The organism is Parahaliea mediterranea (genome assembly GCF_003402235.1).
Classification (GTDB): domain Bacteria; phylum Pseudomonadota; class Gammaproteobacteria; order Pseudomonadales; family Halieaceae; genus Parahaliea; species Parahaliea mediterranea.
Map to the genome: position 1 here is coordinate 18044 of NZ_QEWO01000001.1, position 22435 is coordinate 40478.

Genomic DNA, 22435 nt, shown 5'->3' on the forward strand with positions numbered 1-22435 from the left:
GCAAGAGGCAAAACGCTGGCAAACGCGCTTTGGCAGTGACGCATCAGCAGCGATGGCCGCGCGCACCGCCGTGCTAGTGCAACGCGCGGGCCTGCGCTAGAGTTGACGGCCACATAACAATAGCGAAAGGGTAAAACATGCAGGACAAACAGGTGGTGATCACAGGCCCGACCGCGGGCATCGGGCGCGAGACCGCACTGGAACTGGGGCGCCGCGGCGCCCGCCTGACCCTGCTGTGCCGCGCTCAGCACAAGGGCGAGGCGCTGGCGGCGGAGGTGGCCAGCCTGGGCGGGCCCCCCGCGCAGGTGGTGGTTATGGACATGGCCTCGCTGGCCAGCGTGCGCGCCGCCGGCCAGGTGCTGCTGGATCGCGGCGAGCCCATCGATGTGCTGATCAACAACGCGGGCCTTATCAACACCGAGCGGCGCGAGAGCGCCGATGGCTTCGAGGAAACCCTGGCGGTCAATCACTTTGCGCCCTTTGTGCTGACCGGCATGCTGCTGAGCCTGCTGCAGGCGCAGCCCGGCTCGCGCATTGTCAATGTGGCCTCGGATGCCCACAAGTTTGTGCGCGGTATGGGCTTTGACGATATGCAGGCCGAGCAGGGCTTTCGCACCTTTCGCGAGTACGGCCGCTCCAAGCTCGCCAACATGCTGTTTACCCTGGGCCTGGCAAAGCGGCTGGAAGGTGGCTCCCCCACGGTCAACTGCCTGCACCCGGGGGCGGTGTCCACGTCGCTTGGCAGCCAGAATGACGGGCTGCTGAGCGGGCTGTTGCCGCTGCTGCTCAAACCGTTTTTCAAATCGCCCGAGCAGGGCGCGCAAACCACGCTGTTCCTTGCCTGCGACCCGTCGGTGGCCGGCGTGAGCGGCCAGTACTTTGCCAAAAGCCGCCCGGTAAAACCCAAGCCCTGGGCGCAGGATGCCGAGGCGGCCGAGCGCCTGTGGCGCTATACCGAGGAGTGTACGGGCTTTGTCTATTCGTTATAGTGAACGGCTCGCACGACTCCCGTAACCCACCAAACAAGGAGCATCACCATGACCACCGGTCTGCAATTGCGCTCGCTGGTAAGCGACGACGGCACCCTGGAACTCTCTCTGCAGGAGGTAAGCGTCCCCGAGCCCGGCCCCGGCGAGGTGGTGGTCAAGCTGGACGCCGCCCCCATCAACCCCTCTGACCTCGCCCTGCTGACCGCCATGGCAGACCTGGACACCGCCACCCAAAGCGGCAGCGCCGAGCGCCCGGTGATTACCGCCACCATTCCCGAAGGGGCCATGCGCCTGCTGGCGGGGCGGGTGGGGCAGTCCCTGCCGGTGGGCAACGAAGGCGCTGGCGAAGTGGTTGCCGCCGGTTCGTCCGATGCCGCCCAGGCCCTGCTGGGGCGCACCGTCGGGCTGTTCGGCGGTGAAACCTACGGCCAGTACCGCTGCATCAACGCCATGCAGTGCCTGCCGCTGGAGGCGGGCACCAGCGCGGTGGATGGCGCCTCCTGCTTCGTCAACCCGATGACGGCCCTGGGCATGGTGGAAACCCTGCGCCGGGAAGGGCATACCGCGCTGGTGCATACCGCCGCGGCCTCCAACCTCGGGCAGATGCTGAACCGCCTGTGCCAGGCGGACGATATTGCACTGGTGAACGTGGTGCGCCGGGCCGAGCAGGAGGCCATTCTGCGCGACCTGGGCGCGCGCTATGTGGTGAACTCCAGCAGCGAGGACTTCTTCAGCGAATTGACCGAAGCGATCGCCGAAACCGGCGCCACGCTGGCCTTTGACGCCACCGGCGGCGGCAAGCTGGCCAGCCAGATTCTCACCTGCATGGAGACGGCGGCGGCGCGCAAGATGACCGAGTACAACCGCTATGGCTCGGACACCTACAAGCAGGTCTACATCTATGGCGCGCTGGACATGTCGCCCACGGTCATCCAGCGCAGCTTCGGCTTTGCCTGGGGCGTTGGTGGCTGGCTGCTGCCCCAGTTCCTGGCCAAGGTGGGTATTGAGAAGATGCTGGAAATGCGCGCCCGGGTGGCGCGTGACATCCACACCACCTTCGCCAGCCACTACACCAGCGAAGTCAGCCTGGCCGGCGCGCTGGATCTGGATACCCTGCGCCGCTACAGCCGCCAGGCCACCGGCGAGAAGTTCCTGATTCGCCCCTGGCAGTAGGCCCGCCCACGGGCCGGCTAGCTGGCGGCCCGCAGGGGCTGGGGCAGGGCGGCCACGCTCGACTTGCCCAGCAGCTCGCAGTACTGGCTCTCGATGGCGTGGCAGGTCTGGCGCACGCTGCCCATATTCTCCGGATACACCGGCGGCAGGATGGTAATGCGGATGGTGGCCGGGCGAATCAGGTAGCCGCCCTTGGGCAGGGCGTCCTTCACGTTGTGCAGCACAATCGGCACCACTGGCACCTTGGCCTTTTTGGCCAGGAAGAAGGCGCCGGCCTTGAAGGGCTGGATGTTGCCAAGGGTGCTGCGCGTGCCCTCCGGGGCAATCAGCAGGGAGCGCCCGCTGTGCAGGACATCCAGCGCGCTCTGCAGCACCGCCGCCTGGTCTTTGTCGTCCCGATCCACAAAAATAGTGCCCGCTTGTTGCAGCAGCGGGCCAATCAGCGGATTGCCGGCCATTTCTTTTTTCACCAGCGGCACCACATCGCGGCGCAGCAGGTGGGCCAGCACCAGCGAGTCCAGCAGGCTCTGGTGGTTAAAGGTGAAAATGGCCGGGCGCACACCCAGCAGGTGATCCATGCCCTCTACCTCAAAATCGAGCCCGGCAAAGCCGCTGCCCACATCGCCCAGCAGTTGGGTCAGCTTGTTGGCTTTGCCAAAGGGCTTGAAGCCAAGGCGCTGACCGAGTACGCCGGCGAGGGTGGTGGCCGCCACGGTCTCCAGCGTGAGCACGGTGCGCAACAGCGACTCCAGGTTCGGCTTGCCGCGCGAGGCAAAGCCCAACTGGGGCCACTGCTCGGCGCGGGCGTGGGCCGCCAGCCGGTCGGAAGGGTTGACCGCCACCGGGTGGCCCACTTCCTTCAGCAGGGGCAGGTCGGCGCTGGAGTCGGTGTAAAACCAGCAGTCGCGCAGTTTCACGCCCTGCTGGCGCGCAATGCGCCGTGCGGCCAGGGTCTTGCCCTCGCCGTAGCACATGGGGGTGATGACCTTGCCAGTAAAGTGGCCGTCCAGCACCTCCAGGCGAGTGCAGCAGATGGCCTCAATCCCCAGTACCCGGGCGATGGGCTCCACCTGGTACTGGCTGGCGGCGCTCACAATAACCAGGTGATGGCCGGCGGCGCGGTGGGCCTCCACCAGGGCAATGGCCTCGCGGAACAGGCTGCGGGCCAGGGTGTTGTGGTAGGCGCGCTCGCCCAGCTCGCTCAGGGTCTGTTCGCTGATGCCCGCCAGGCTGCGGGTCAGGCGCCGCACCAGGCGGTGGTAGTTGCCGCCAGAGCCCCGGGTGCGCTGGCGCACCAGGTCGCGCATCACCTTCAGCGACTGCTTCAGTTCGCCGTGGCGGGCGCCGTGACGGGCGGTCTCCCAGGCCATAGCGATAATGGAGTAGCCGGCAATCAGGGTGCCGTCCAGGTCGAAGAAGGCAACCGCAGGCGTTTCGCCAGCCCCCCGTTCCAGCCCGTCGAGGTGGGCTTCAAAGTTTGCGTAGGCCATGTTCGTCCTTGCGCGGAGCGCATCAGCGCGCGTTTGCAGCGCGTCAATCAGAGTCAGAGCAAATAACTTGCCAGAAGCCGGGGGATGGTAAATTTTGCGAGTGACAGCGGTGTGACGGGGTAAAAACCTGTGACAAATTGCCGGCGCCGGGCCAGCAGGCCGGCCGGGCGGCGGGTGGGCGAAGGGTTGGCGAAGGGTTGGCGAAGGGTTGGCGAAGGGCAACGTGCACCAAAACAAGGCGTCGCAATCCACCCCGGCACCATCCCGGCACCTTCGCGGACGCGGGGGACTTCTTCTTCAGGCTCAGCCACCCACTCCAACTCCTTCGCAAACGCCGTCGCAAACGCCAGCCCGCAGACCCACGCCGCGCATGACTTCCCACCGGCCAATCCCGTAGACTGGCGCGATGCCTGATGCCGCCACTGCTGACCTGCCCATCCACGACGTACTGCCGCAATTGCGCGCCGCGCTGGACGCCGGCTGCGAGGCGGTGCTGCAGGCGCCCCCCGGCGCCGGCAAGACCACGGCGGTGCCGCTGGCGCTGTTGCACAGCGCCTGGCTGGCGGGGGGCACCATTCTCATGGTGGAGCCGCGCCGCATGGCCGCCCGGGCCGCGGCCCTGCGCATGGCGCAACTGCTGAATGAACCGGTGGGGCAGACGGTGGGCTATCGCATCCGCCTGGATACCTGTGTCAGCAAGGCCACCCGCATCGAAGTGATTACCGAGGGCATTCTCACCCGCCGGCTGCAGTCCGACCCCGCCCTGGAAGGCGTTGGGCTGGTGATTTTTGATGAATTTCACGAGCGCAGCCTGGATTCCGACCTGGGGCTGGCCCTGGCCCTGCAGGCCCGGGAACTGTTCCGCGAGGCGGATGCCCCCCTGCGCCTGCTGGCCATGTCCGCCACCCTCGACGGCGAGGCAGTGGCCGGCCTGCTGGGCGGTGCGCCCATTATTACCTCCGCGGGTCGCCAGTACCCGGTGCAGGTGCACTACGGCGCCCCCTATCAGCTGCGTGACAGCATTATGGCGCCGCTGGTGGATACCGTACTGCGCGCCCTGGGCGAGCAGCCGGGCAGCGTGCTGGTGTTTTTGCCCGGGCAGGCGGAGATTCGCCGCGCTGGTGCGGAACTGGCCGCGCGCCTGGGCGAGCAGGCCAGCAGCGTGATGCTGTGCCCGCTGTACGGCGGCCTGTCACTGGCCCGGCAGCAGCAGGCCATTGCCCCTGCACCGGCGGGCCAGCGCAAGGTGGTGCTGGCCACCAATATCGCCGAAACCAGCCTGACCATTGACGGCATTCACACGGTGGTGGACAGCGGACTGGAACGCCAGGCCCTGTTCGACACCGGCACCGGCATCACCCGCCTCACCACGCGCCGCATTTCCCGTGCTTCGGCGGAGCAGCGCGCTGGCCGGGCCGGGCGCCTGGCACCGGGGGCCTGCTATCGCCTGTGGAGCGAAGAGCAGCAGCGGCAGCTGGCGCCGCAGTCCACGCCGGAAATCCTGCAGGCGGATCTGGCGCCCCTGGCCCTGCAACTGCTGGCCTGGGGCGTGCAAAACCCGGCCGAACTGCAGTGGCTGGACCCGCCGCCCGCCGGCCCCTATCGCCAGGCCCTGGATGTGCTGGCCGCCTGCGATGCGGTGTTCAGCCCGGCGCCCGGCCAGTGGCAGCTGTCGCCCCACGGGGTGCGCCTGGCACAAATGCCCCTGCACCCGCGGCTGGCCCACATGCTGTTGCTGGGCTGTGACATTCACGCCGGTGAGCTGGCCTGCCTGCTGGCGGCCCTGCTGGCAGAGCGCAACCCCCTGGCCGACAGTGGCGCCAACCTGCGCCGCGCCCTGGCGGTGCTGTTGGGCGAGGCCCCATGCCCGAAGCCCCTGCAGGGCTGGCACCGGCGGGTTTGGGAACAGGCCCGGCGCTACGCCCGCATCTGTAGCGCCATTCACCAGCCGCGCGAGGTGGCCCTGCCGGTGGCGGAAGAAGACGCCCTGGGGGTGCTGCTGGCGGCCGCCTGGCCCGACCGCATTGCCCGCTTGCGCAGCGCCAGCGCAGCGGGCGCCTACCAGCTGGCCAACGGGCGCAGCGCGCGCCTGCCGGCCGACGATGAGCTGTGCGCAGAACCCTGGCTGGCGGTAGCTGAAGTGGGCGGGCGTCGGGGCGACAGTGAAGACCGGATATTCAGCGCTGCGCCCCTCAGCGCGGCTGCATTCGAGGGCGTGCTGTCGGGCCTGGTGGCGGTGCGCGAGCGCGTGGCCTGGGACGATCGCAGCGAGCGCTTCCTGGCCCGGCGGACGTTTGCGGTAGGCAGCATCGAGCTGCGCAGCGAGGCCCTCAGGGATGTATCGCCCGAGGCGCGGGGGCGGGCGCTGCTGGGCATGCTGGAGCAGCGCGGGCTGGGCGTGCTGAACTGGACGCCGGCCCTGCAGCAGTGGCGTGCCCGGGTGCAGTTGCTGCACGAACAGGCTGCGGCCAGCGCAGACAACCCCTGGCCGGATTTGTCCGATGCCGGCCTGATGGCCAGCCTGGAACAGTGGCTACTGCCCTGGCTGGATAACGTGCAGCGCCTGTCCGACTTTGCCCGGCTGGACTTGCGCAGTATTTTGCAGGCCCTGCTGCCCTGGCCCCTGCCGCTGGAACTGGAACGCCTGGCTCCCGAGCGCATTGCCGTGCCATCGGGCTCCAGTATTGCGGTGGATTACAGCCAGCGCCCGCCGGTGCTGGCGGTCAAGCTGCAGGAAATGTTCGGCTGCGAAGACGGGCCGCGCATCTGCAACGGTGCGGTGGCGCTGTGTATTCACCTGCTGTCGCCGGCCGGGCGGCCGCTGCAGGTGACAACCGACCTGGCCAGCTTCTGGGGCAATGGCTATGCCGAGGTGCGCAAGGAAATGCGCGGGCGCTATCCCAAGCACCCGTGGCCGGAAGACCCGGTCAGCGCGCTGCCCACCCGGCATACCCGGGCGCGGCAGCAGCAGGAGGCGGGCTGAGGCCCGGCGCCGCCTACTTCAGAACAACCACCTCAACCCGGCGGTTCATGGCGCGGCCGCTGGCGCTGCTGTTATCCGCCGCCGGTGCATCTTCGCCGTAGGAAATGGTGGCCATGCGATCCAGCGCCACACCCTGGCTGTGCAGGTAGCGCCGTACCGACTCCGCCCGTGCCAGGCCCAGGCTCTGGTTGTATTCCGCCGGGCCGGAGGCGTCGGTGTGGCCCTGGATTTCCAGGTACACGTTGGCGTTGTCGGCCTGCAGTTGGCTGGCCAGCTGGCCGAGCCGCGACTGGGCGGAGCTGGACAGGTTGGCGTCGTCAACGGTAAAGGTCAGGTCGTCTTCGGTCAGCACCACGTTGTAGAGGAATTTGCCCTCGGCGAGCACTCCGGCCTTCTCGGCCCGCTCCAGGGCTTCGCGACTGGTGGCGCTCCACTGGTCAACGCGGGTCTCCAGCGCCGCAAAGCGCTCGTCCACATAGCTCTTGGTGGCACAACCGGTGGTTGAGATGACGGCAGCGGCCAATACCGCAAACTTCAAAGTACGCATAGTCAGCTCCTTTCTGGCATTTGGAATGATGCGAGTCAGAAAGTATAGCCCAGGGTAATACCATATGTCCTTGGCTCCAGCAGGAACTGGTTGGTGGCCAGCCCCACATTCTGGTCACCCAGGTATTGCCCGGTCACGTGGTCGTCGTTCTTGAGGTTGCGGCCCCAGGCCTCGGCGAACCAGCTGCGCTCGGCGCTGTACAGGGTGAGGGTGGCGTTGTAGACATCCCAGGCATCCACCGTGTCATTCACCGTGTTGAACACCCGCGAGTAGAACTCGTCCTGCCAGTAGTAGTTGGCGCCGGCCACCAGTTCCATGCCGTTGTCGAAGGGCCAGCTGTATTGCACCCCGATGTTGATTGACGACTCCGGCGCGTTGGGCAGCTGGTTGCCGTCCAGATCTGCCTCGATACCGGCGCAGGGCGCCACGCCGCCGGGGCAGCCGGGGCCAAAGTACACGTTGGAGTTCACGGCGTTGGCGATGAAGTCGGTGGTGCCCATCTGGTTGATGTCCGCCGGGTCGAGGCTGCTGCCGCCGTCCATGGCCGTGTCCAGCCAGGCGATGTTGGCGGTCAGGCGCAGGTTGTCGGTGGGCAGCCAGGCCAGTTCGCCCTCAAAGCCCTGGATGGAGGCGTCGAAGTTTTCGTTGAGGCTGGTCTGCTGGGTGATCTTGGAAATCTGCATGCCTTCGTAGTCGTAGTAGAAGTAGGTCAGGTTGGCCTGCAGGGTGTTGTCGAACAGGCGCGATTTCACGCCCACTTCAAAGGCGTTGATGTACTCCGGGTCAAACTCCGCCAGCGAGGGGTTGTCCTGTAGCAGCACGGAGTCGGCGGAAATGGGATTGAAGCCGCCGCTTTTGTAGCTGCGCGACAGGGTCAGGTAGGCCATTACGTCGTTGTTGATATCCCAGGTGGCATTGAACTTGCCGGTCGGCTCTTCCCAGCTGCCGTCGAAGGCGTCGTAATCGCCGCCGGGGGCGGTGGGGTCGTTGAGGAAGCTGAGGTAAATGGTGCGCTGCTCGGAGGACTTCTCCTCCTCGGTGTAGCGCAGGCCCAGGGTCAGGCGCAGGTTGTCGGTGGCCTGCCAGTACAACTCGCCAAAGGCGGCCCAGGTTTCAAGCTCATAGGTGCGTGTGTCGTTGTCGAACAGGCGTTGGTTGGCGGGAATGGCGAAGGTATCGCCGTAGAGCTCCAGCGCCGCCGAATGCACGTAGTAATGCACCTCGCTTTCGTAGTTCAGCCAGAAGCCGCCCAGCAGGAAGTTCCACGGGCCGTCAAAGTCCGATGCCAGGCGTATCTCCTGACTCCACTGCTCCGGGGTGGTGGTGGAGCGATCGCTGGCATAGGCCCTATCCACGGTAATCGGGCCATCCGGGCCCCGGTCCACGGTCACCTCCACCGGCCAGGGCTCGGATGCCACGGCAAAGTCGTAGTCGTTGCGGGCGTCCAGGTCGGAGTTGTGATAGCCGGTGAGCCAGGTCAGCGTGAGCTTATCGAAGTCGTACTCCACCTCGAAGGAGGCCATCCAGTCTTCCACTTCGTAGCGCGGGGCAAAGTCCAGGTACTGCTTGCGCGGGTCGTCGCTAATGGCGGAATTGAGGAAGTCATCGTCGGGGAAGTCCATGCCCAGGCGCCCGGCAACCAGGTTGTTGACCAGAAACCCGGTGACGGTGGCCTGACTGTTGGTGCGCTGGTTGGCGAGGCCAGTGGGCAGGCAGCCGATGATGCCGGCCGGGTCGCGCAGGCAGCGCTGGTTGCTGCCGCGCATGCGGTCGGAATCTTCCTTCATGTAATTGACCACCAGATTGACGTCGGCCCGCTCGCTGGACCAGCGGGTGGAGGAACGCAGGGCGTACATGTCGCGCCCGTCAATGTCATCGCCGGTGTGCTCGTTGTCAACAAAGCCATCGCGCTTGAGGGAAAAGAGCGAGAAGCGCTGGGCCAGGCTGTCGGTGATGGGCAGGTTCACCGCCCCCTTCACCTTGACGTGGTTGTAGTTGCCCACTTCCAGGTTGATATTGCCGCCCAGTTCCTCCTCGGGCTTGCGGGTAATGAAGTTGATTACCCCGGCGGTGGTGTTGCGCCCGTACAGGGTGCCCTGGGGACCGCGCAGCACTTCCACCCGTTCGGCGTCGAAGTATTCGGTTTCAAAAATGCGGCCGTTGTTCAGGTACACGCCGTTGAAGTGGGCGCCGGTGCCGCTGTCTGCCGCAGCGCCAATGGCCTGGTTGCCAATGCCGCGGATGGAAATGGCCGCGGTGGTGAAGTTGTCCTTGCTCATCAGCATGTTGGGCACCGAGAACTGCATATCCAGCGATTTGCTGATCAGGGCCCGGTCCAACTCGGCGCCGCTGAAGGCGGTTACCGCAATGGGGGTGTCCTGCACGGTGGTGGCCCGCTTTTCGGCGGTGACGATGATTTCTTCCAGCATGCCGGCCGACTGGGCCAGGCCAAGGGGGGACAATGCGGCCGCCATCAGGCCGAGTGCAATGGGGGTACCAACTGAACCGCGGGACATAGGCCATACTCCGATTTTTATGATTAGAACTTTGAGTATGTGCTCTAAGCTAGCAGAGATTGCCAGTGACGCAAGTGAAATTGCCCGGGGCGATGGCCCCGGGCGGGCAGGCGGCAAACCGCAGCAGTGGTGTTGACGGCCGGGGCAGCGCCCCTCAGCGGCCCTTGCGGCGCGGTTTTGCCGGCGTGCGCGGCAGGCCGTTGTGCTGGGTGGCAAAGGGGCGCGAGGCGCCATCGCCGGCCACCCGCTGGTGGCGTTTGGGGGGCTGGCGCGGCGGCACCAGATGCACCTTGCCATTGCCGATAAGGTCCGCGCGGCCCATCTTTTTAAGGGCTTTGCGCAGTTCCGGCCAGTTGTCCGGGTCGTGGTAGCGCAGGAAGGCCTTGTGCAGGCGGCGCTGCGACAGCTTCTTCACTGTGGGCATGGTGTCGGCGCCCCGGCTGACTTTTTTCAGCGGATTTTTGCCGCTGTGGTACATGGCGGTGGCGGTGGCCATGGGCGAGGGGTAGAAGGTCTGCACCTGGTCGGCGCGGAACTTGTTGCGCTTGAGCCACAGGGCGAGGTTCATCATGTCTTCGTCGCGGGTGCCCGGGTGGGCGGCGATGAAATAGGGGATCAGGTACTGTTCCTTGCCGGCCTTTTTCGAGTACTTCTCGAACATGGCCTTGAAGCGGTCGTAGGTGCCGATGCCGGGTTTCATCATTTTCGACAGCGGCGCGTCTTCGGTGTGCTCCGGGGCAATTTTCAGGTAACCGCCCACATGGTGGGTCACCAGTTCCTCTACGTACTCGGGGGTTTCCACCGCAAGGTCGTAGCGCAGGCCCGAGGCAATCAACACCTTCTTTACACCGGGAACGGCGCGGGCGCGGCGGTACAGGTTGATCAGGGGCGTCTGGTCGGTGTTCAGGTTTTTGCAGATGCCCGGGAACACGCAGCTCAGCTTGCGGCAGGCGGCCTCGATCTTGGGACTCTTGCAGGCCAGCCGCCACATGTTGGCGGTGGGGCCGCCGAGGTCCGACACCACACCGGTGAAGGCCTTGGAGGTGTCGCGGATGCGCTCCACCTCGCGGATGATGGAATCCTCCGAGCGGTTCTGGATGATGCGCCCCTCGTGCTCGGTGATGGAGCAGAAGGTGCAGCCGCCAAAACAGCCGCGCATGATGTTCACCGAGTGGCGAATCATCTCGTAGGCGGGAATGCGCGCATCGCCATAGGCACTGTGGGGCAGGCGGGTGTAGGGCAGCTCAAACACCCAGTCCAGCTCGTCGGTGTCCAGCGGCAGGGGCGGCGGGTTGAGCCACACGTCCCGGTCGCCGTGGGCCTGCACCAGCGGCCGCGCGTTGTGGGGGTTGGTTTCCTTGTGCAGGATGCGCGATGCGTGGGCGTAAAGCACCGGGTCGTCCTTCACCTGCTCGTAGGCGGGAATGCGGATCACCGCCGGGCGCGCGTCGCGCCGGTCCAGCAGGGTGATCGGTTCCGCCTCGATTTCCGCCGCCACCCTGGCCGGCAGTGCGCCGCCGGGTGTCATCACCTGCACGGGGCTGTTTGCGTCATCGGTGCTGTCAGCACCTGCTGCACTGTCGTCGGAGGTCGCGCAGCTTGCGCTGCGGGTGTCGGCGTAGGGGTTGATGTGCGGCTCCACCGGGCCCAGCACGTCGATGTCGGACGAGTCGATCACCCGCCAGTCGCCGGGGATGCGCTTGCGTACAAAGCCGGTGCCGCGCAGGTCGCGGATATCGCGAATGGATTCGCCCGCCGCCAGGCGGTGCGCCACATCGACAATGGCCCGCTCGGCGTTGCCGTACAGCAGCAGGTCGGCCCGCGAATCCAGCAGCACGCTGCGGCGCACCTTGTCGCTCCAGTAGTCGTAGTGGGCGATGCGGCGCAGGCTGGCCTCGATGGAGCCGATGATCAGCGGCACGTCCTTGTAGGCTTCGCGCACCCGCTGGCTGTACACCACCACCGCCCGGTCGGGGCGCTTGCCGCCTTCATTGCCGGGGGTGTAGGCGTCGTCGTTGCGACGTTTGCGATCGGCGGTGTAGCGGTTGATCATCGAATCCATGTTGCCCGCGGCCACCCCGAAGAACAGATTGGGCCGGCCCAGCGCCTTGAAGGGCTCGGCGCTGGTCCAGTCGGGCTGGGCAATGATGCCCACGCGAAAGCCCTGGGCCTCCAGCACGCGGCCAATTACCGCCATGCCAAAGCTGGGGTGGTCCACATAGGCGTCGCCGGTCACGATGATGATGTCGCAGCTGTCCCAGCCGAGGGCGTCCATTTCCGCCCGGGACATGGGCAGTTCGGGGGCCGGCCCGAAACATTCGGCCCAGTATTTGCGGTACCCGTAAAGGGGAGTGGCGGCGGTGTTGGCAGCGGACATGGTGACAGGGCGCTCGTGGCGCGGGCAGTGCGGCCGCGCGCGGCGGCCTGGGTCAGACGACAGGGGCGCGATTGTACCTGAAAAGCGCCCCTCGCCCTAGCTGGCGGGCAGGATAAGCGCGGGCTTCTCCAGCGCTAGCGCCAGGGCCTGGGTGAAGGTCACTACCACCGGGGCGCCAATGCGCAGCTCGGGCATGATGGCGCGGTCCACCTCGGTCACGGTGTGGTAGTTGTCCCGGGGGTCTAGCAGGGTGACGGTGCCCAGCAGGCGGTTCATGCCTTCAATCGAGCACACCGCGCGCACCAGGCGCATGCCGGCGGCGGAAGGCAGTTCGTCGGCGTTGGCCACGTCGGCTACATCCACTTCCTGCCAGGGCGAGGCGTGTTCGTCGTCGGTGGGTGCGCGCAGCTCAAAGGCAAAGGCCGCCAGGTAGGTGGCCACCACCACATCGCCCACGGCAAATTCGTCCAGGCGTTCAATGTCTTCGCTGGCGGTGAGGGTGAAGAGGTTGCCGCCGGGGCCTTCCAGGGTCAGGTCGCGGGTGTTGTGGTCAATGGCGGTGATGGTGGCCTCAAGCTGCACCGCCGCGGCCCGCCGGGCGGTGGGCACGGCGCTGGCGGGCTCTGTTGTCGCGGTTTCTGGCGACTGCGCGCCAACATGCAGTGCCGGCAGGGCGAGGCTGACAAACAGCAGCCAGGCGCTGAATCGGTAAGCGGTGATGTTGCGGGTCATCGCGTTCTCCTTGGTGGTTCAGGTTCTGGCTGAGGGTCTGGGTTTGAGTTTGAGTCTCGGGATTATAGTCCAGGCCGGTGCGGCGAGCCGGCGGCCGCAGGGCACTGCGCGCGCGGCAAAGCGCTACTGCGGCGTATACCAGATGGGGGAGGTGTAGGCCCGCTCCTGGCCGTAGACCGGCGCTTCCGGCTCGCGCTCGGTGCCAAAGAATGCCGCGTCGATGGTGGTCCACCGCGGGGTGGGTATCTCCAGCACCCGCACGTAGTAGAACGCCCGCTGGCGGGGGTTGAAGTCCGGGTCGGCCCAGGTGACTGCCAGCGCCGGGTCGCCGATGCGGTTGCTGTAGGTGGCCGCCTCGGCGTTGACGGTGTTGCCCACCGCATCCACCTGGTTGTTGCGAATGATGCGCGCATCCGAGGCCGCCACGTTGTACACCTTCTCGTGGGTCTGGCCCTTGTCATCCAGCCAGCCCTTCACCACCTGCAGGCGGTCGAGGTTGGCGCCGGCCGGATCTTTGCTGGCGGCAATCAGGAAGGAGGGGGCCTGTTGGGCGCCGGCTGCCGGCAGGTGTGCGCCCATCGGCACGCCCTTGCTGTAGCCCACGGTGGCAAGGTCCGGGCGCAGGGCATCGTCGCTGGCAAACTGCCAGCCGCCGAAAAAGCGCACCGTCATGCGCGGCCCGGTGGTGGCGTAAGTCTCCCGGCGGCGCATGGCGTCAAACAGCGATTCGCGGGTGTTCTCCCTGGCCCACACGGCGGCGTAGCCGGCGGCCAGGGATTCCCACTGCAGCAGGGAGATGGCGTCGGTGCCTTCTTGGGCTTCAAAGTAGGGCTTGCGGTCGCGGCCGGGGGCGGGTTCCGCCGAGGTCATTTTGCCGAAGAAGTTGTCTTCGTCGGCGGTGGCCAGGCTGGTGTGGGAATCAGTGCTGCCGATCATGCCGAAGGCAAAGGGGTTGGCGCCGAGGGATTCCGCCAGGGCCAGGCCGTTGCGCAGGGTCGAGCGGGCGTACTCGAATTGCAGCATGTCCTGGGTTTTGGGCGTGGTCATGCTCAAGTTGGCCTTGTCCCAGGTTTCGTAGTCGGCAAACTCGTCGTTCGGCGACAGGAAGGGGTGGGTTTCGCCGTCGCCCTTGATCTGGGTGACCTCAATGATGGGTTCCCAGTGCGCGCGGCGTTCGGCGTAGTCCCGGGTGAGGGCGGCGCCGTCGAGGGTGGTTTCGGCAAACATCAGGCCATTGCTGACGTTGCCGTTGTGGGGAATGGCCAGCACGCTGCCGCCAGTGGCGGCCTCGTAGTCGGCCATGAACTGCCAGAGGTCCTCCGGGTCGCTGCTGTCCATGGCGGAAAAGGGCAGCACTTGCGCGGTTTTATCGGCGCCATCGCGAAACAGCACGTTGCGGTGCAGGTTGTTGCCATCGGGCATGGAGGTCCACTCGTAGCCGATAAAGGCGGTGAAGTGGCCCGGCTCGTTAAAGGCGTCGGCAACCTCGCCAACCTGCGACCAGATGGATTCGCGTACAGCGGGCGGCACGGCCATGTCGCCAAGGCCCTCCAGGTAATCCGGCGGCAGTTCGGGGTACATGTCGATCATGTGCTGCGCGTTGTCCGAGGCCAGGATGTTCATCGACAGCATGCCGAAGTCCAGCAATATGCGCTCCGGGTGGCCGGCATCCAGGTGGCCGGCCCAGCGCTTGCCGAGGGAGGTATCGATGATGTCAGCAGAGCGGGCGAACACCTTGGGGAAGATGCCCATGAACTCCGAGTGATCCGACACCATCAGAAAGTCCAGCGGGCGTTGCAGCCGGGCCGGCTGGCCGGACTGGGCCATGACTGTTTCGCCACGGGCAAAGCGGTAGGCCTGTTCTGGTGAAATGCCGCGATTGCCAAAGGTAAAGGCATCCGGCGACTGGTTGGTGTGCAAATGGGTATCGCCCCAGAACACCCGGGTGGGCCAGTCGTTGCGGGTCGGCGGCGAGTAGTTTTGCGCGTCGTGTTGTATGTCGTGCTGCATGTTGTGGGCAGCATCGCTTGGAGCGACTTGCGCCGCCGCCCGGGCGGTGGGGGTGGCGGCCAGCAGCGGCAGGGCCAGGGGCAAGGAGAGCGCCAGGCAGGCGCTCAGCCGGAGTCGACGGGACATGGTTTTACCCTTTATTTATGTGTTCGGACGGGACTGTCCACAGCTTAGCACCGGGCAGCGCATGCCCCGGTTCAACAAATCAGCGCCGGGTGGGGAAATCCCGCGCCCCAGGGCGCGGGTGTTGGCAGGGGCTTCAAAGGAGCGGTGAAAAGGGCGGCCAGCTCAGAAGCGGTAGATGAAGTCCATCCCCACCATGCGCGGCGGAATGCGCCAGCCGGTGAGGGAGCCGATGGCATCGCCATTGTCGCCAAACACGGTGATGACCTCTTCGTCGAACAGGTTGGTGCTCCATGCGCTCACTTCCCAGCGCTCGCCCTCGGGCAGCAGGGAGATGCGCAGGTTGGCCAGGTCGTAGGCGTCTACCTTGCGGGTGGGGTCGTTCAGGCTCTCCACTCGCTCGTCGTTCCAGGTGTAATCAAAACGGGTGAGCAGTTCGCCGAAGTCCCCCAGCGGCAGGTAGTACTCCAGCGCCAGGTTGACCTTGTTTTCCGGCGTGCCAACGCGGGGCTCGCCGGTCAGGTCGTCGGCGGCGGTTTCACCGGCGGCGGCGATGATGTCGAAGTCGGTGTACTCGGTCTTCAGCCAGCTGTAATTGCCGGACAGGCTCAGGTGGTCGGTAATCAGCCACGAGCCCTCCAGTTCCAGCCCGTAGCCCTCGGCGTCGGCATTGCGCAGGTTGTAGCTGGGAATGGGCTGGCCCAGCAGTTTCAGCTCCTGCAGGTTGCTGTATTCGTAGAAGAAGGCGGCCGCATTGAACTGCACGCGGCCGTCGAAGTAGGCGCCCTTGGTGCCAATTTCGTAGTTGATGACTTCCTCTTCGTCGTAGGAGGTGTCGATGTCCGGCCCGAAGTTGAGGCTGTTGAAGCCGCCGGACTTGAAGCCGGTGGCCACGCTGGCATAGCCCATCACACTGTCGGTGAAGTGGTAGTCCAGCACCAGGCGCCCGGAGAGGGCGTCCCAGGTGTCGCTCTGGGAGGTATCCAGCACCGGCTGGCCGTTGTTGTAGAAGGCCAGGCCGAAGTTGGCGCCGGCAATCTGGTTCTGGTACTGGGTGAACAGGTCGAAGGCCTTGTCATCGTAGGTGTAGCGTAAGCCGCCGGTGAGGTTGATGCGATCGGTCACGCTCCAGGTGGCGTCGCCGTACAGGGCGTAGCTTTCGTAGGTGCCGCTGCTTTCGACGGATTCAATCCAGTCATCGCCGGCGGCAATGCGCGGGCCCACGTCGTTCAGTATCTGGAACAGCCCCACCAGCGGGTTGGTGGACAGGCCGAAGTCCTCCAGGGTGCCCTGGTCGTTCAGGAAGCTCCAGATAAAGGCGGAACTCGCCATGCCGTCCAGGCCGCGGTCCTTCAGCTGCTGGCGGTAGGCCGGCTGCAGTTCGGACACCTCGGTGTTGCTGAGCCCGTCCAGGGCGTCAATCTGCGCCTGCGGCAGCCCGGCCAGGGCGCTCAGGAAGGTTTGCGAAGTGGCGGAGGTGGAGTTGCGCAGAATCTCCGACCACGCGAAGGACTCCAGCGTGCTCATTTTGAATTCGGCGGTGGTCAGGTGATCCACCGTCTCGCGGGAATAGGCCGCGCCGGCGGTCCACTTGAGGCTGTCGCTGGCGCCGGTAAGGCGGAACTCCTGCGAGAAGTATTCGTTGTCGTCGGGGTTGGAGGAGGCGAAGTAGTAATCCGGGTTGTTGGAGCCGTCCAGGTCTTCCAGCAACTCGGTTTCAAAGCGCCGGTAGCCGGTGATGGAGGTGAAGGTTATATCGCCCATCTCGTGGTTGACCTCCAGCGAGGTGGCGAACATGTCGCGCTCTTCCTTGCTCACAAAGTCGTTGGCGATATCGCCGTAAGGGTCCAGCCGCCGGCCCGGGTTGGCGCCTTCAAACACGCTGTTGATCAGGGTGTACTGGGCCCCGCCGTGCTGGTCCATCTGGCTGTATTCCGCCCGCAGCAGCACCTCGGTGTTGGCGCCGGCGTCCCACAGCAGGCTGGCGCGCAGACTGTCGGTGTTCTGCTCGCTCTGGTCGGGGCCAGACAGGTTCTCCAGGTAGCCGTCGCGATTGCGGCTCACCGCCAGCAGGCGCAGGGCCACGGTGTCCGACAGGGGGGTGTTGAACATGAACTCGCCGTCCAGGCGCCCGTAGTCGCCCACGCTCACCTTGGCCCGCCCCTCACGCTCGAACACCGGCGGCTGGCTGATGATGTGAATGGCGCCGCCGGTGGCATTGCGGCCAAACAGGGTGCCCTGCGGACCTTTGAGTACTTCCACCCGGGCGATGTCCGCCAGGGCCGCCTCGGCGCCGGCGCCGCGGGCGGCATACACCCCGTCCACGTACACGGCAACCGCCGGGTCCGAGCCCACGGTCCAGTCATTGGTTTGCACCCCGCGAATGCTGTAGGTGGGCTGCAGGGCGTTGTCGTTGTTCATCTCCACCCCGGGGGTGAAGCGGCCCAGGTCGGTCAGGTTGCGGGCGGACAGCTTCTCCACCGTGGCGTCGTTGAACACGCTGATGGAAATGGGCACATCCATCACATTCTCCGCCCGTTTCTGGGCGGTAACGATGACTTCTTCCAGCATCGGCTGGGCGCTGGCAGTGGCAGAGACGGCCATGATGGCGGCCGCCAGGGCGTGGCGAGGGTGGGTTTTCATGCGGTACGGCTCTCTCGTCATTGGAATCATTATGCGGATTGCGTGGCCAGTGTGTCGGCTGCTTACATTCTAGGAGGGCAGCCCTGACAAGGCCAGCCCCACAGGCCGGCCGGGGCGCGTGAGGGCCTATTTGCCGTCGCGGCTGAGGGGCGGCAGGTCGCTGGCGCAGTACTTGCAGTAGCGGGCGTCCAGGTCGTGCCCGGCGCGCGAGCACTGGCTGCAGTTGCGGGTGGTGAGGTGGTTGCCGCGCAGGCCCGAGGCCAGTTCGGCGGTGATGATGCCGGTGGGCACGGCGATGATGGCGTAGCCGATCAGCATGCCGGTAGCGGAGATGGCGCGGCCCAGGGCCGTGAGCGGCACCACGTCGCCGTAGCCAACGGTGGTGATGGTGACAATGGCCCAGTAGATACTGATGGGAATATTGTCGAAGCCGCTCTTGGGGCCTTCCACCACGTACAGCAGGCAGCCGAAGATCACGGTGATGATCATCATCATCGAGAAGAACACGAAAATCTTGCGGGTGGAGCGGCGCAGCGCGCCGGCCAGCATATTGGCCTCGTTCAGGAAGGCCAGCAAACGCAGCACCCGGAAAATGCGCAGAATGCGCAGCAGGCGCACAATCAGCAGCGACGCCGCCTGGGGAAACACCAGCGCCACATAGGTGGGCAGGATGGCCAGTAAATCCACCACTCCGTACACGCTCAACACATAGGCCTTGCGGTTGGGCGAGCACCAGATGCGCACCAGGTACTCGATGGTGAACAGCACCGTGAACACCCACTCGACCTGCCAGAACAGCCAGCCCCAATCGGCGTGCAGATGCCCGATGGAATCCAGCATGACGATGGTGACGCTGGCCAGGATGACGACAATCAGGGTGATGTCGAACCATTTCCCGGCGGGGGTCTCGGTGCCGAAGATGACGTCGTAAAACGCCTTCTGCAAAGGAGTGATGTCGCGTGCTGTCATGGCAGGCTGGCGTGGCCCCGTCTGGAATGCCACGCCACTATAAGGCAGGGCGCTGCCCGGTGAAACCTCAACCGGGCATGGTCATCAGCGAGGCATTGCCGCCGGAGGCGGTGGTGTCGATGCTGATGGTTTTTTCCAGCTGGGTCTGGCGCAGCAGGGTGCGTGGCGACACGCAGGTGATCAGCGGGATGATGGGGCCCCTGCGCGCGGCCAGCTGGCGCGCCACGGCGTGCAGGTGGGCGCTGCGGGCGTGCACCAGCACGCCGTCGGTGAGGGGCGATTCCAGGGCCTGTTCGGCGCTGGCCAGCGGCGCAACCAGTAACAGGCCCACCGGCACGCCGGCCCGCTGCAGGGCGCTGGCGATATCCTCCCACTCGCTCAGCAGGCTCTGAGCCACAAACACCGTGAGGGCGTTGCCGCCCACCAGCGCCGACAGAATGGCCATCAGGTACTCGCCGTTGTGGGCCGCATCGTCCAGTAGGATGCACAGGCAGCCCCGTGGCTCCAGTTGCAGGGTATTGGATTCGCCGGTGGGGCCGGGCAGTACGGTTGCCTGCCCCAGGCATTCGCCGGCGTAGCGCAGCTGGCTGCGGGCCGCGGCCAGGGTGTTCTCCAGCATCAGCGGGTCGTCCGCCGCCGGCCGTTCGGCGTAGGTGGCAATGAACTGGCGCAGGATGGACAGGCGCTCATTCAGGCTGCGCTGGGCCCAGGCCCGCTGCAGGGTTTTGCTGTTGCGCAGCTCGTCGATCACCGGGCGCCCGCCGGCCACCGGCAGGGGGCGCTGGTGCTCGGCGTTTTCCGCCTCTTCGCCGGTGGTGACCAGCCGTCCCAGGTAATCCGGGCCGCCGGCCTTGGGCCCGGTGCCGGACAAACCCCGGCCGCCAAAGGGCTGCACGCCGACAATGGCGCCGATCATGTTGCGGTTGACATAGATGTTGCCGGCGCTGACCAGGCGCGCGGCCTCTTCGCAGGCGTCTTCAATGCGGCTGTGGATGCCGAAGGTGAGGCCGTAGCCGGTGTGGTTGATCTGCTCCAGCACGCCGCGGAAGTCCTGGCCGGCAAAGCGCACCACATGCACCACCGGGCCGAACACTTCCCGCTGCAGCAGCGACAGGTTGCTGATTTCGTACAGGCGGGGGGCGAAGAAGGTGTGGCCCTCGCCCGCGGGGGCGTCGCACACGTGCAGCAGGCGGCCGGTGCCGTCCAGGTAGTCCACGTGCTCACGCAGGCGGGCCAGGGCCTTGGCGTCGATCACCGGGCCGATGTCGGTGGACAGCCAGGCCGGGTCGCCGATGGCTAGCTCGCGCATGGCGCCGATGATCATGTCGATCACTTTGTCGGCGATGTCCTCCTGCAAAAACAGTACCCGCAGGGCCGAGCAGCGCTGGCCGGCGCTCTGGAAGCCGGAGGTGATGACATCGTCCACCACCTGCTCGGGCAGGGCGGTGGAATCCACCACCATGCAGTTCTGGCCGCCGGTTTCGGCAATCAGTGGCACCGGCGCGTCGGGGCGGGCCGCCAGGGCCTTGGCAAGCCAGGTGCCGGTTTCGGTGGAGCCGGTGAACATTACCGCCTTGATGCGGGTGTCGGGCACCAGCTTTTCGCCCACCCGGGGGCCGGGTGCCACCAGCAGTTGCAGCGCCGCCTCGGGCAGGCCGCATTCGCGTGCCAGTTGAACGGTGCGCCAGGCGATCAGGCTGGTCTGTTCGGCGGGCTTGGCAATCACTGTGTTGCCGGTGACCAGGGCGGCGCTCACCTGGCCGAGGAAAATGGCCAGGGGGAAGTTCCAGGGGCTGATGCACAGCACGGTGCCCCGGGGGCGCAGGCCTTCGGCGGCAAAGTCCGCCTGCTCGGCGCGGGCGGCATAGTAACGGCAGAAGTCCACCGCCTCGCGCACTTCCGCCACCCCGTCGGGCAGGGATTTGCCGGCCTCCTTGCAGCACAGGCCGATGAGTTCGTCGCGGTGGGCCTCCAGGGCATCTGCCAGCCGGCGCAGGATGTCGGCGCGCTCCTGTACCGGACGCTGGGCCCAGTCGGGGAAGGCGGCGTGGGTGGTATCCAGCGCCGCTTCAATGGCGCTGTCGTCGGCGTAGCTGATGCGCCCCACCAGTTCGGCGTGGTTGGCGGGGTTGCGCACCTCCACCACCTCGCCGCCGTTGCTGGCGTCCAGGGGCAGGCTGGCCTGCCACAGCTGCATGGCTTCGCGGGCCGGGGCCAGCACCAGCGGGTCGGTCAGGTCCATGCCCTCGGCGTTGGGGCGCTCGTCGCCGTACAGGGCCGGGGGCAGGGGAATGTAGGGGTTGCGCCGGTTGCGCCAGTGGCGCACCTGTTCCACCGGGTCCTCCAGCAGGGATTCCACCGGGATGTCCTCGTCCACAATGTTGTTGACGAAGGACGAGTTGGCGCCGTTCTCCAGCAGGCGGCGCACCAGGTAGGCCAGCAGGTCGGCGTGCACGCCCACCGGGGCATACACCCGGCAGGGGACTTTCTCGCCGTCCACCACCTGGTCGTACAGGGCATCGCCCATGCCGTGCAGGCGCTGGAATTCGTAGCCGCTGCGGTCGTCGCTCATCTCCAGAATGGTGGCCACGGTATAGGCGTTGTGGGTGGCGAATTGGGGATAGAGGCTGTCGCGGTAGGCCAGCATTTTCGCCGCGCAGGCCTGGTAGGACACGTCGGTGGACGGCTTGCGGGTGAACACTGGGAAGTCGTGCTCGCCCTCCACCTGGGCCAGTTTGATTTCGGTGTCCCAGTAGGCGCCCTTCACCAGCCGCACCATCATGCGCCGGCCCACCCGCAGGGTGAGTTCGCGCAGCCACTCGATCACAAAGATGCCGCGCTTCTGGTAGGCCTGCACCGCAATGCCAAAGCCCTCCCAGCCGTTCAGCTCCGGGTCGCTGAATACCGCTTCGATGATATCCAGCGACAGGTCCAGTCGGTCGGCTTCTTCGGCGTCCACGGTAAAGCCGATGTCCTGGGCTTTGGCGGCCAGCGCCAGCGCCTTGAGCCGGGGCACCAGTTCGCGCATCACGCGCTCGCGCTGGCCGAATTCGTAGCGCGGGTGAATGGCCGAGAGCTTGACCGAAATCCCGGGGCTGTCGACGGGCCCGCGGCCGGCGGCGGCGCGGCCGATCACCTCGATGGCGTTCATGTAGCTCGCGTAATAGCGCTCGGCGTCGGCCATGGTGCGAGCGCCTTCACCGAGCATGTCGTAGGAGTAGCGGTAGCCCTTGGCTTCCTCTTCTTTGGCCCGCTCCACCGCGGCGTCGATGGTGGTGCCCATCACGAACTGGGTGCCCATGATCTGCATGGCGTAGCGCACCGAGGCGCGAATCACCGGCTCACCGAGGCGGCCCATGGTTTTTTTCAGCAGGCCAAACTGGGCGCTTTTGTCCTCGTCGTTGTAGTTCACCATTTTGCCGGTGAGCAGCAGGCCCCAGGCGGAGGCGTTCACGAACAGGGAGTCCGACTGGCCCAGGTGGGAGCTCCAGTTGCCGTCGGCCAGCTTGTCGCGGATCAGGCGGTCGATGGTGTGGCGGTCCGGCACCCGCAGCAGGGCCTCCGCCAGGCACATCAGCACCACGCCCTCCTCAGTGGACAGGGCGTACTCCTGCAGCAGGGCGTCCACGCCGCCCTTGCCGCTCTGCTCGGCGCGAATCTTCAGGACCAGTTTGCGGGCCCGCTCCCAGGCGCGGCTGCGGGCGGCGTTGCTGATGTCCGCCAGGGGCAGCAGGTAATCCAGTACGTCGTTTTCATCCTTGCGGTAGAAGTCGCGCAGTTGCGCGCGCAGGGCGTCGGGGGCGGCCAGTGAGCCTTCCAGCAGCATGGTCTGTCCTCATCGGAGAAGGGGGGAAAAAGGGGAAGTGTAGTCACTCGGTGGCAG

At 66.2% G+C, this 22435-nt stretch carries 12 protein-coding genes; 3 read left to right on the forward strand and 9 right to left on the reverse strand.

Features of this window, described 5'->3' with window-relative positions:
• Positions 1-137 precede the first annotated feature (137 nt).
• Together DDZ17_RS00090 and DDZ17_RS00095 are read left to right on the forward strand one after the other, a co-directional pair.
• On the forward strand, positions 138-989 hold the full coding sequence (locus tag DDZ17_RS00090) for an SDR family oxidoreductase (RefSeq protein ID WP_116363932.1): 852 nt from the start codon (positions 138-140) through the stop codon (positions 987-989).
• Between the two features lie 48 nt (positions 990-1037).
• A complete protein-coding gene (locus DDZ17_RS00095) occupies positions 1038-2162 on the forward strand; it encodes a zinc-binding dehydrogenase (RefSeq protein WP_116363933.1) in 1125 nt (374 codons plus the stop codon).
• A 17-nt stretch (positions 2163-2179) separates the two neighbouring features.
• On the opposite strand, the gene DDZ17_RS00100 is transcribed toward DDZ17_RS00095, so the two are convergent.
• Positions 2180-3652: an HAD-IB family hydrolase gene (locus DDZ17_RS00100; RefSeq protein WP_116363934.1), complete on the reverse strand. Its 1473-nt coding sequence runs from the start codon at positions 3650-3652 to the stop codon at positions 2180-2182.
• A gap of 406 nt (positions 3653-4058) precedes the next feature.
• Between DDZ17_RS00100 and hrpB the strand changes: the two genes are divergently transcribed.
• A complete protein-coding gene (gene hrpB / locus DDZ17_RS00105) occupies positions 4059-6635 on the forward strand; it encodes an ATP-dependent helicase HrpB (protein WP_116363935.1) in 2577 nt (858 codons plus the stop codon).
• Between the two features lie 13 nt (positions 6636-6648).
• Here the strand turns inward: hrpB and DDZ17_RS00110 are convergent, their stop codons facing one another.
• From DDZ17_RS00110 to putA, 8 genes are all read right to left on the reverse strand, one after another.
• Positions 6649-7182, reverse strand: coding sequence for an OmpA family protein (locus tag DDZ17_RS00110; RefSeq protein WP_193940514.1), 534 nt, complete (start codon positions 7180-7182; stop codon positions 6649-6651).
• A gap of 35 nt (positions 7183-7217) precedes the next feature.
• Positions 7218-9698, reverse strand: a complete 2481-nt coding sequence (locus DDZ17_RS00115; RefSeq protein ID WP_170150122.1) for a TonB-dependent receptor — start codon at positions 9696-9698, stop codon at positions 7218-7220.
• Between the two features lie 154 nt (positions 9699-9852).
• Positions 9853-12075: a YgiQ family radical SAM protein gene (locus tag DDZ17_RS00120; RefSeq protein ID WP_116363938.1), complete on the reverse strand. Its 2223-nt coding sequence runs from the start codon at positions 12073-12075 to the stop codon at positions 9853-9855.
• A 96-nt stretch (positions 12076-12171) separates the two neighbouring features.
• A complete protein-coding gene (locus tag DDZ17_RS00125) occupies positions 12172-12807 on the reverse strand; it encodes a hypothetical protein (protein ID WP_116363939.1) in 636 nt (211 codons plus the stop codon).
• A 123-nt stretch (positions 12808-12930) separates the two neighbouring features.
• Positions 12931-14943, reverse strand: coding sequence for a DUF3604 domain-containing protein (locus tag DDZ17_RS00130; protein WP_116363940.1), 2013 nt, complete (start codon positions 14941-14943; stop codon positions 12931-12933).
• Between the two features lie 162 nt (positions 14944-15105).
• The gene (locus DDZ17_RS00135; protein ID WP_241505739.1) at positions 15106-17583 is read right to left on the reverse strand and encodes a TonB-dependent receptor; all 2478 of its coding nucleotides are present in this window, start codon (positions 17581-17583) and stop codon (positions 15106-15108) included.
• A 126-nt stretch (positions 17584-17709) separates the two neighbouring features.
• The gene (locus DDZ17_RS00140) at positions 17710-18552 is read right to left on the reverse strand and encodes an ion transporter (protein ID WP_116363941.1); all 843 of its coding nucleotides are present in this window, start codon (positions 18550-18552) and stop codon (positions 17710-17712) included.
• Positions 18553-18619: 67 nt separating this feature from the next.
• A complete protein-coding gene (gene putA / locus DDZ17_RS00145) occupies positions 18620-22378 on the reverse strand; it encodes a bifunctional proline dehydrogenase/L-glutamate gamma-semialdehyde dehydrogenase PutA (RefSeq protein ID WP_116363942.1) in 3759 nt (1252 codons plus the stop codon).
• Positions 22379-22435 lie beyond the last annotated feature (57 nt).

What these genes read in the sequence shown, in the direction of transcription:
- DDZ17_RS00090 (WP_116363932.1), top strand. Translation starts at nt 138, where the DNA reads ATGCAGGACAAACAGGTGGTGATCACAGGCCCGACCGCGGGCATCGGG.
- DDZ17_RS00095 (WP_116363933.1), top strand. Translation starts at nt 1,038, where the DNA reads ATGACCACCGGTCTGCAATTGCGCTCGCTGGTAAGCGACGACGGCACC.
- DDZ17_RS00100 (WP_116363934.1), bottom strand. Translation starts at nt 3,652, where the DNA reads ATGGCCTACGCAAACTTTGAAGCCCACCTCGACGGGCTGGAACGGGGG.
- hrpB (WP_116363935.1), top strand. Translation starts at nt 4,059, where the DNA reads ATGCCTGATGCCGCCACTGCTGACCTGCCCATCCACGACGTACTGCCG.
- DDZ17_RS00110 (WP_193940514.1), bottom strand. Translation starts at nt 7,182, where the DNA reads ATGCGTACTTTGAAGTTTGCGGTATTGGCCGCTGCCGTCATCTCAACC.
- DDZ17_RS00115 (WP_170150122.1), bottom strand. Translation starts at nt 9,698, where the DNA reads ATGTCCCGCGGTTCAGTTGGTACCCCCATTGCACTCGGCCTGATGGCG.
- DDZ17_RS00120 (WP_116363938.1), bottom strand. Translation starts at nt 12,075, where the DNA reads ATGTCCGCTGCCAACACCGCCGCCACTCCCCTTTACGGGTACCGCAAA.
- DDZ17_RS00125 (WP_116363939.1), bottom strand. Translation starts at nt 12,807, where the DNA reads ATGACCCGCAACATCACCGCTTACCGATTCAGCGCCTGGCTGCTGTTT.
- DDZ17_RS00130 (WP_116363940.1), bottom strand. Translation starts at nt 14,943, where the DNA reads ATGTCCCGTCGACTCCGGCTGAGCGCCTGCCTGGCGCTCTCCTTGCCC.
- DDZ17_RS00135 (WP_241505739.1), bottom strand. Translation starts at nt 17,583, where the DNA reads ATGAAAACCCACCCTCGCCACGCCCTGGCGGCCGCCATCATGGCCGTC.
- DDZ17_RS00140 (WP_116363941.1), bottom strand. Translation starts at nt 18,552, where the DNA reads ATGACAGCACGCGACATCACTCCTTTGCAGAAGGCGTTTTACGACGTC.
- putA (WP_116363942.1), bottom strand. Translation starts at nt 22,378, where the DNA reads ATGCTGCTGGAAGGCTCACTGGCCGCCCCCGACGCCCTGCGCGCGCAA.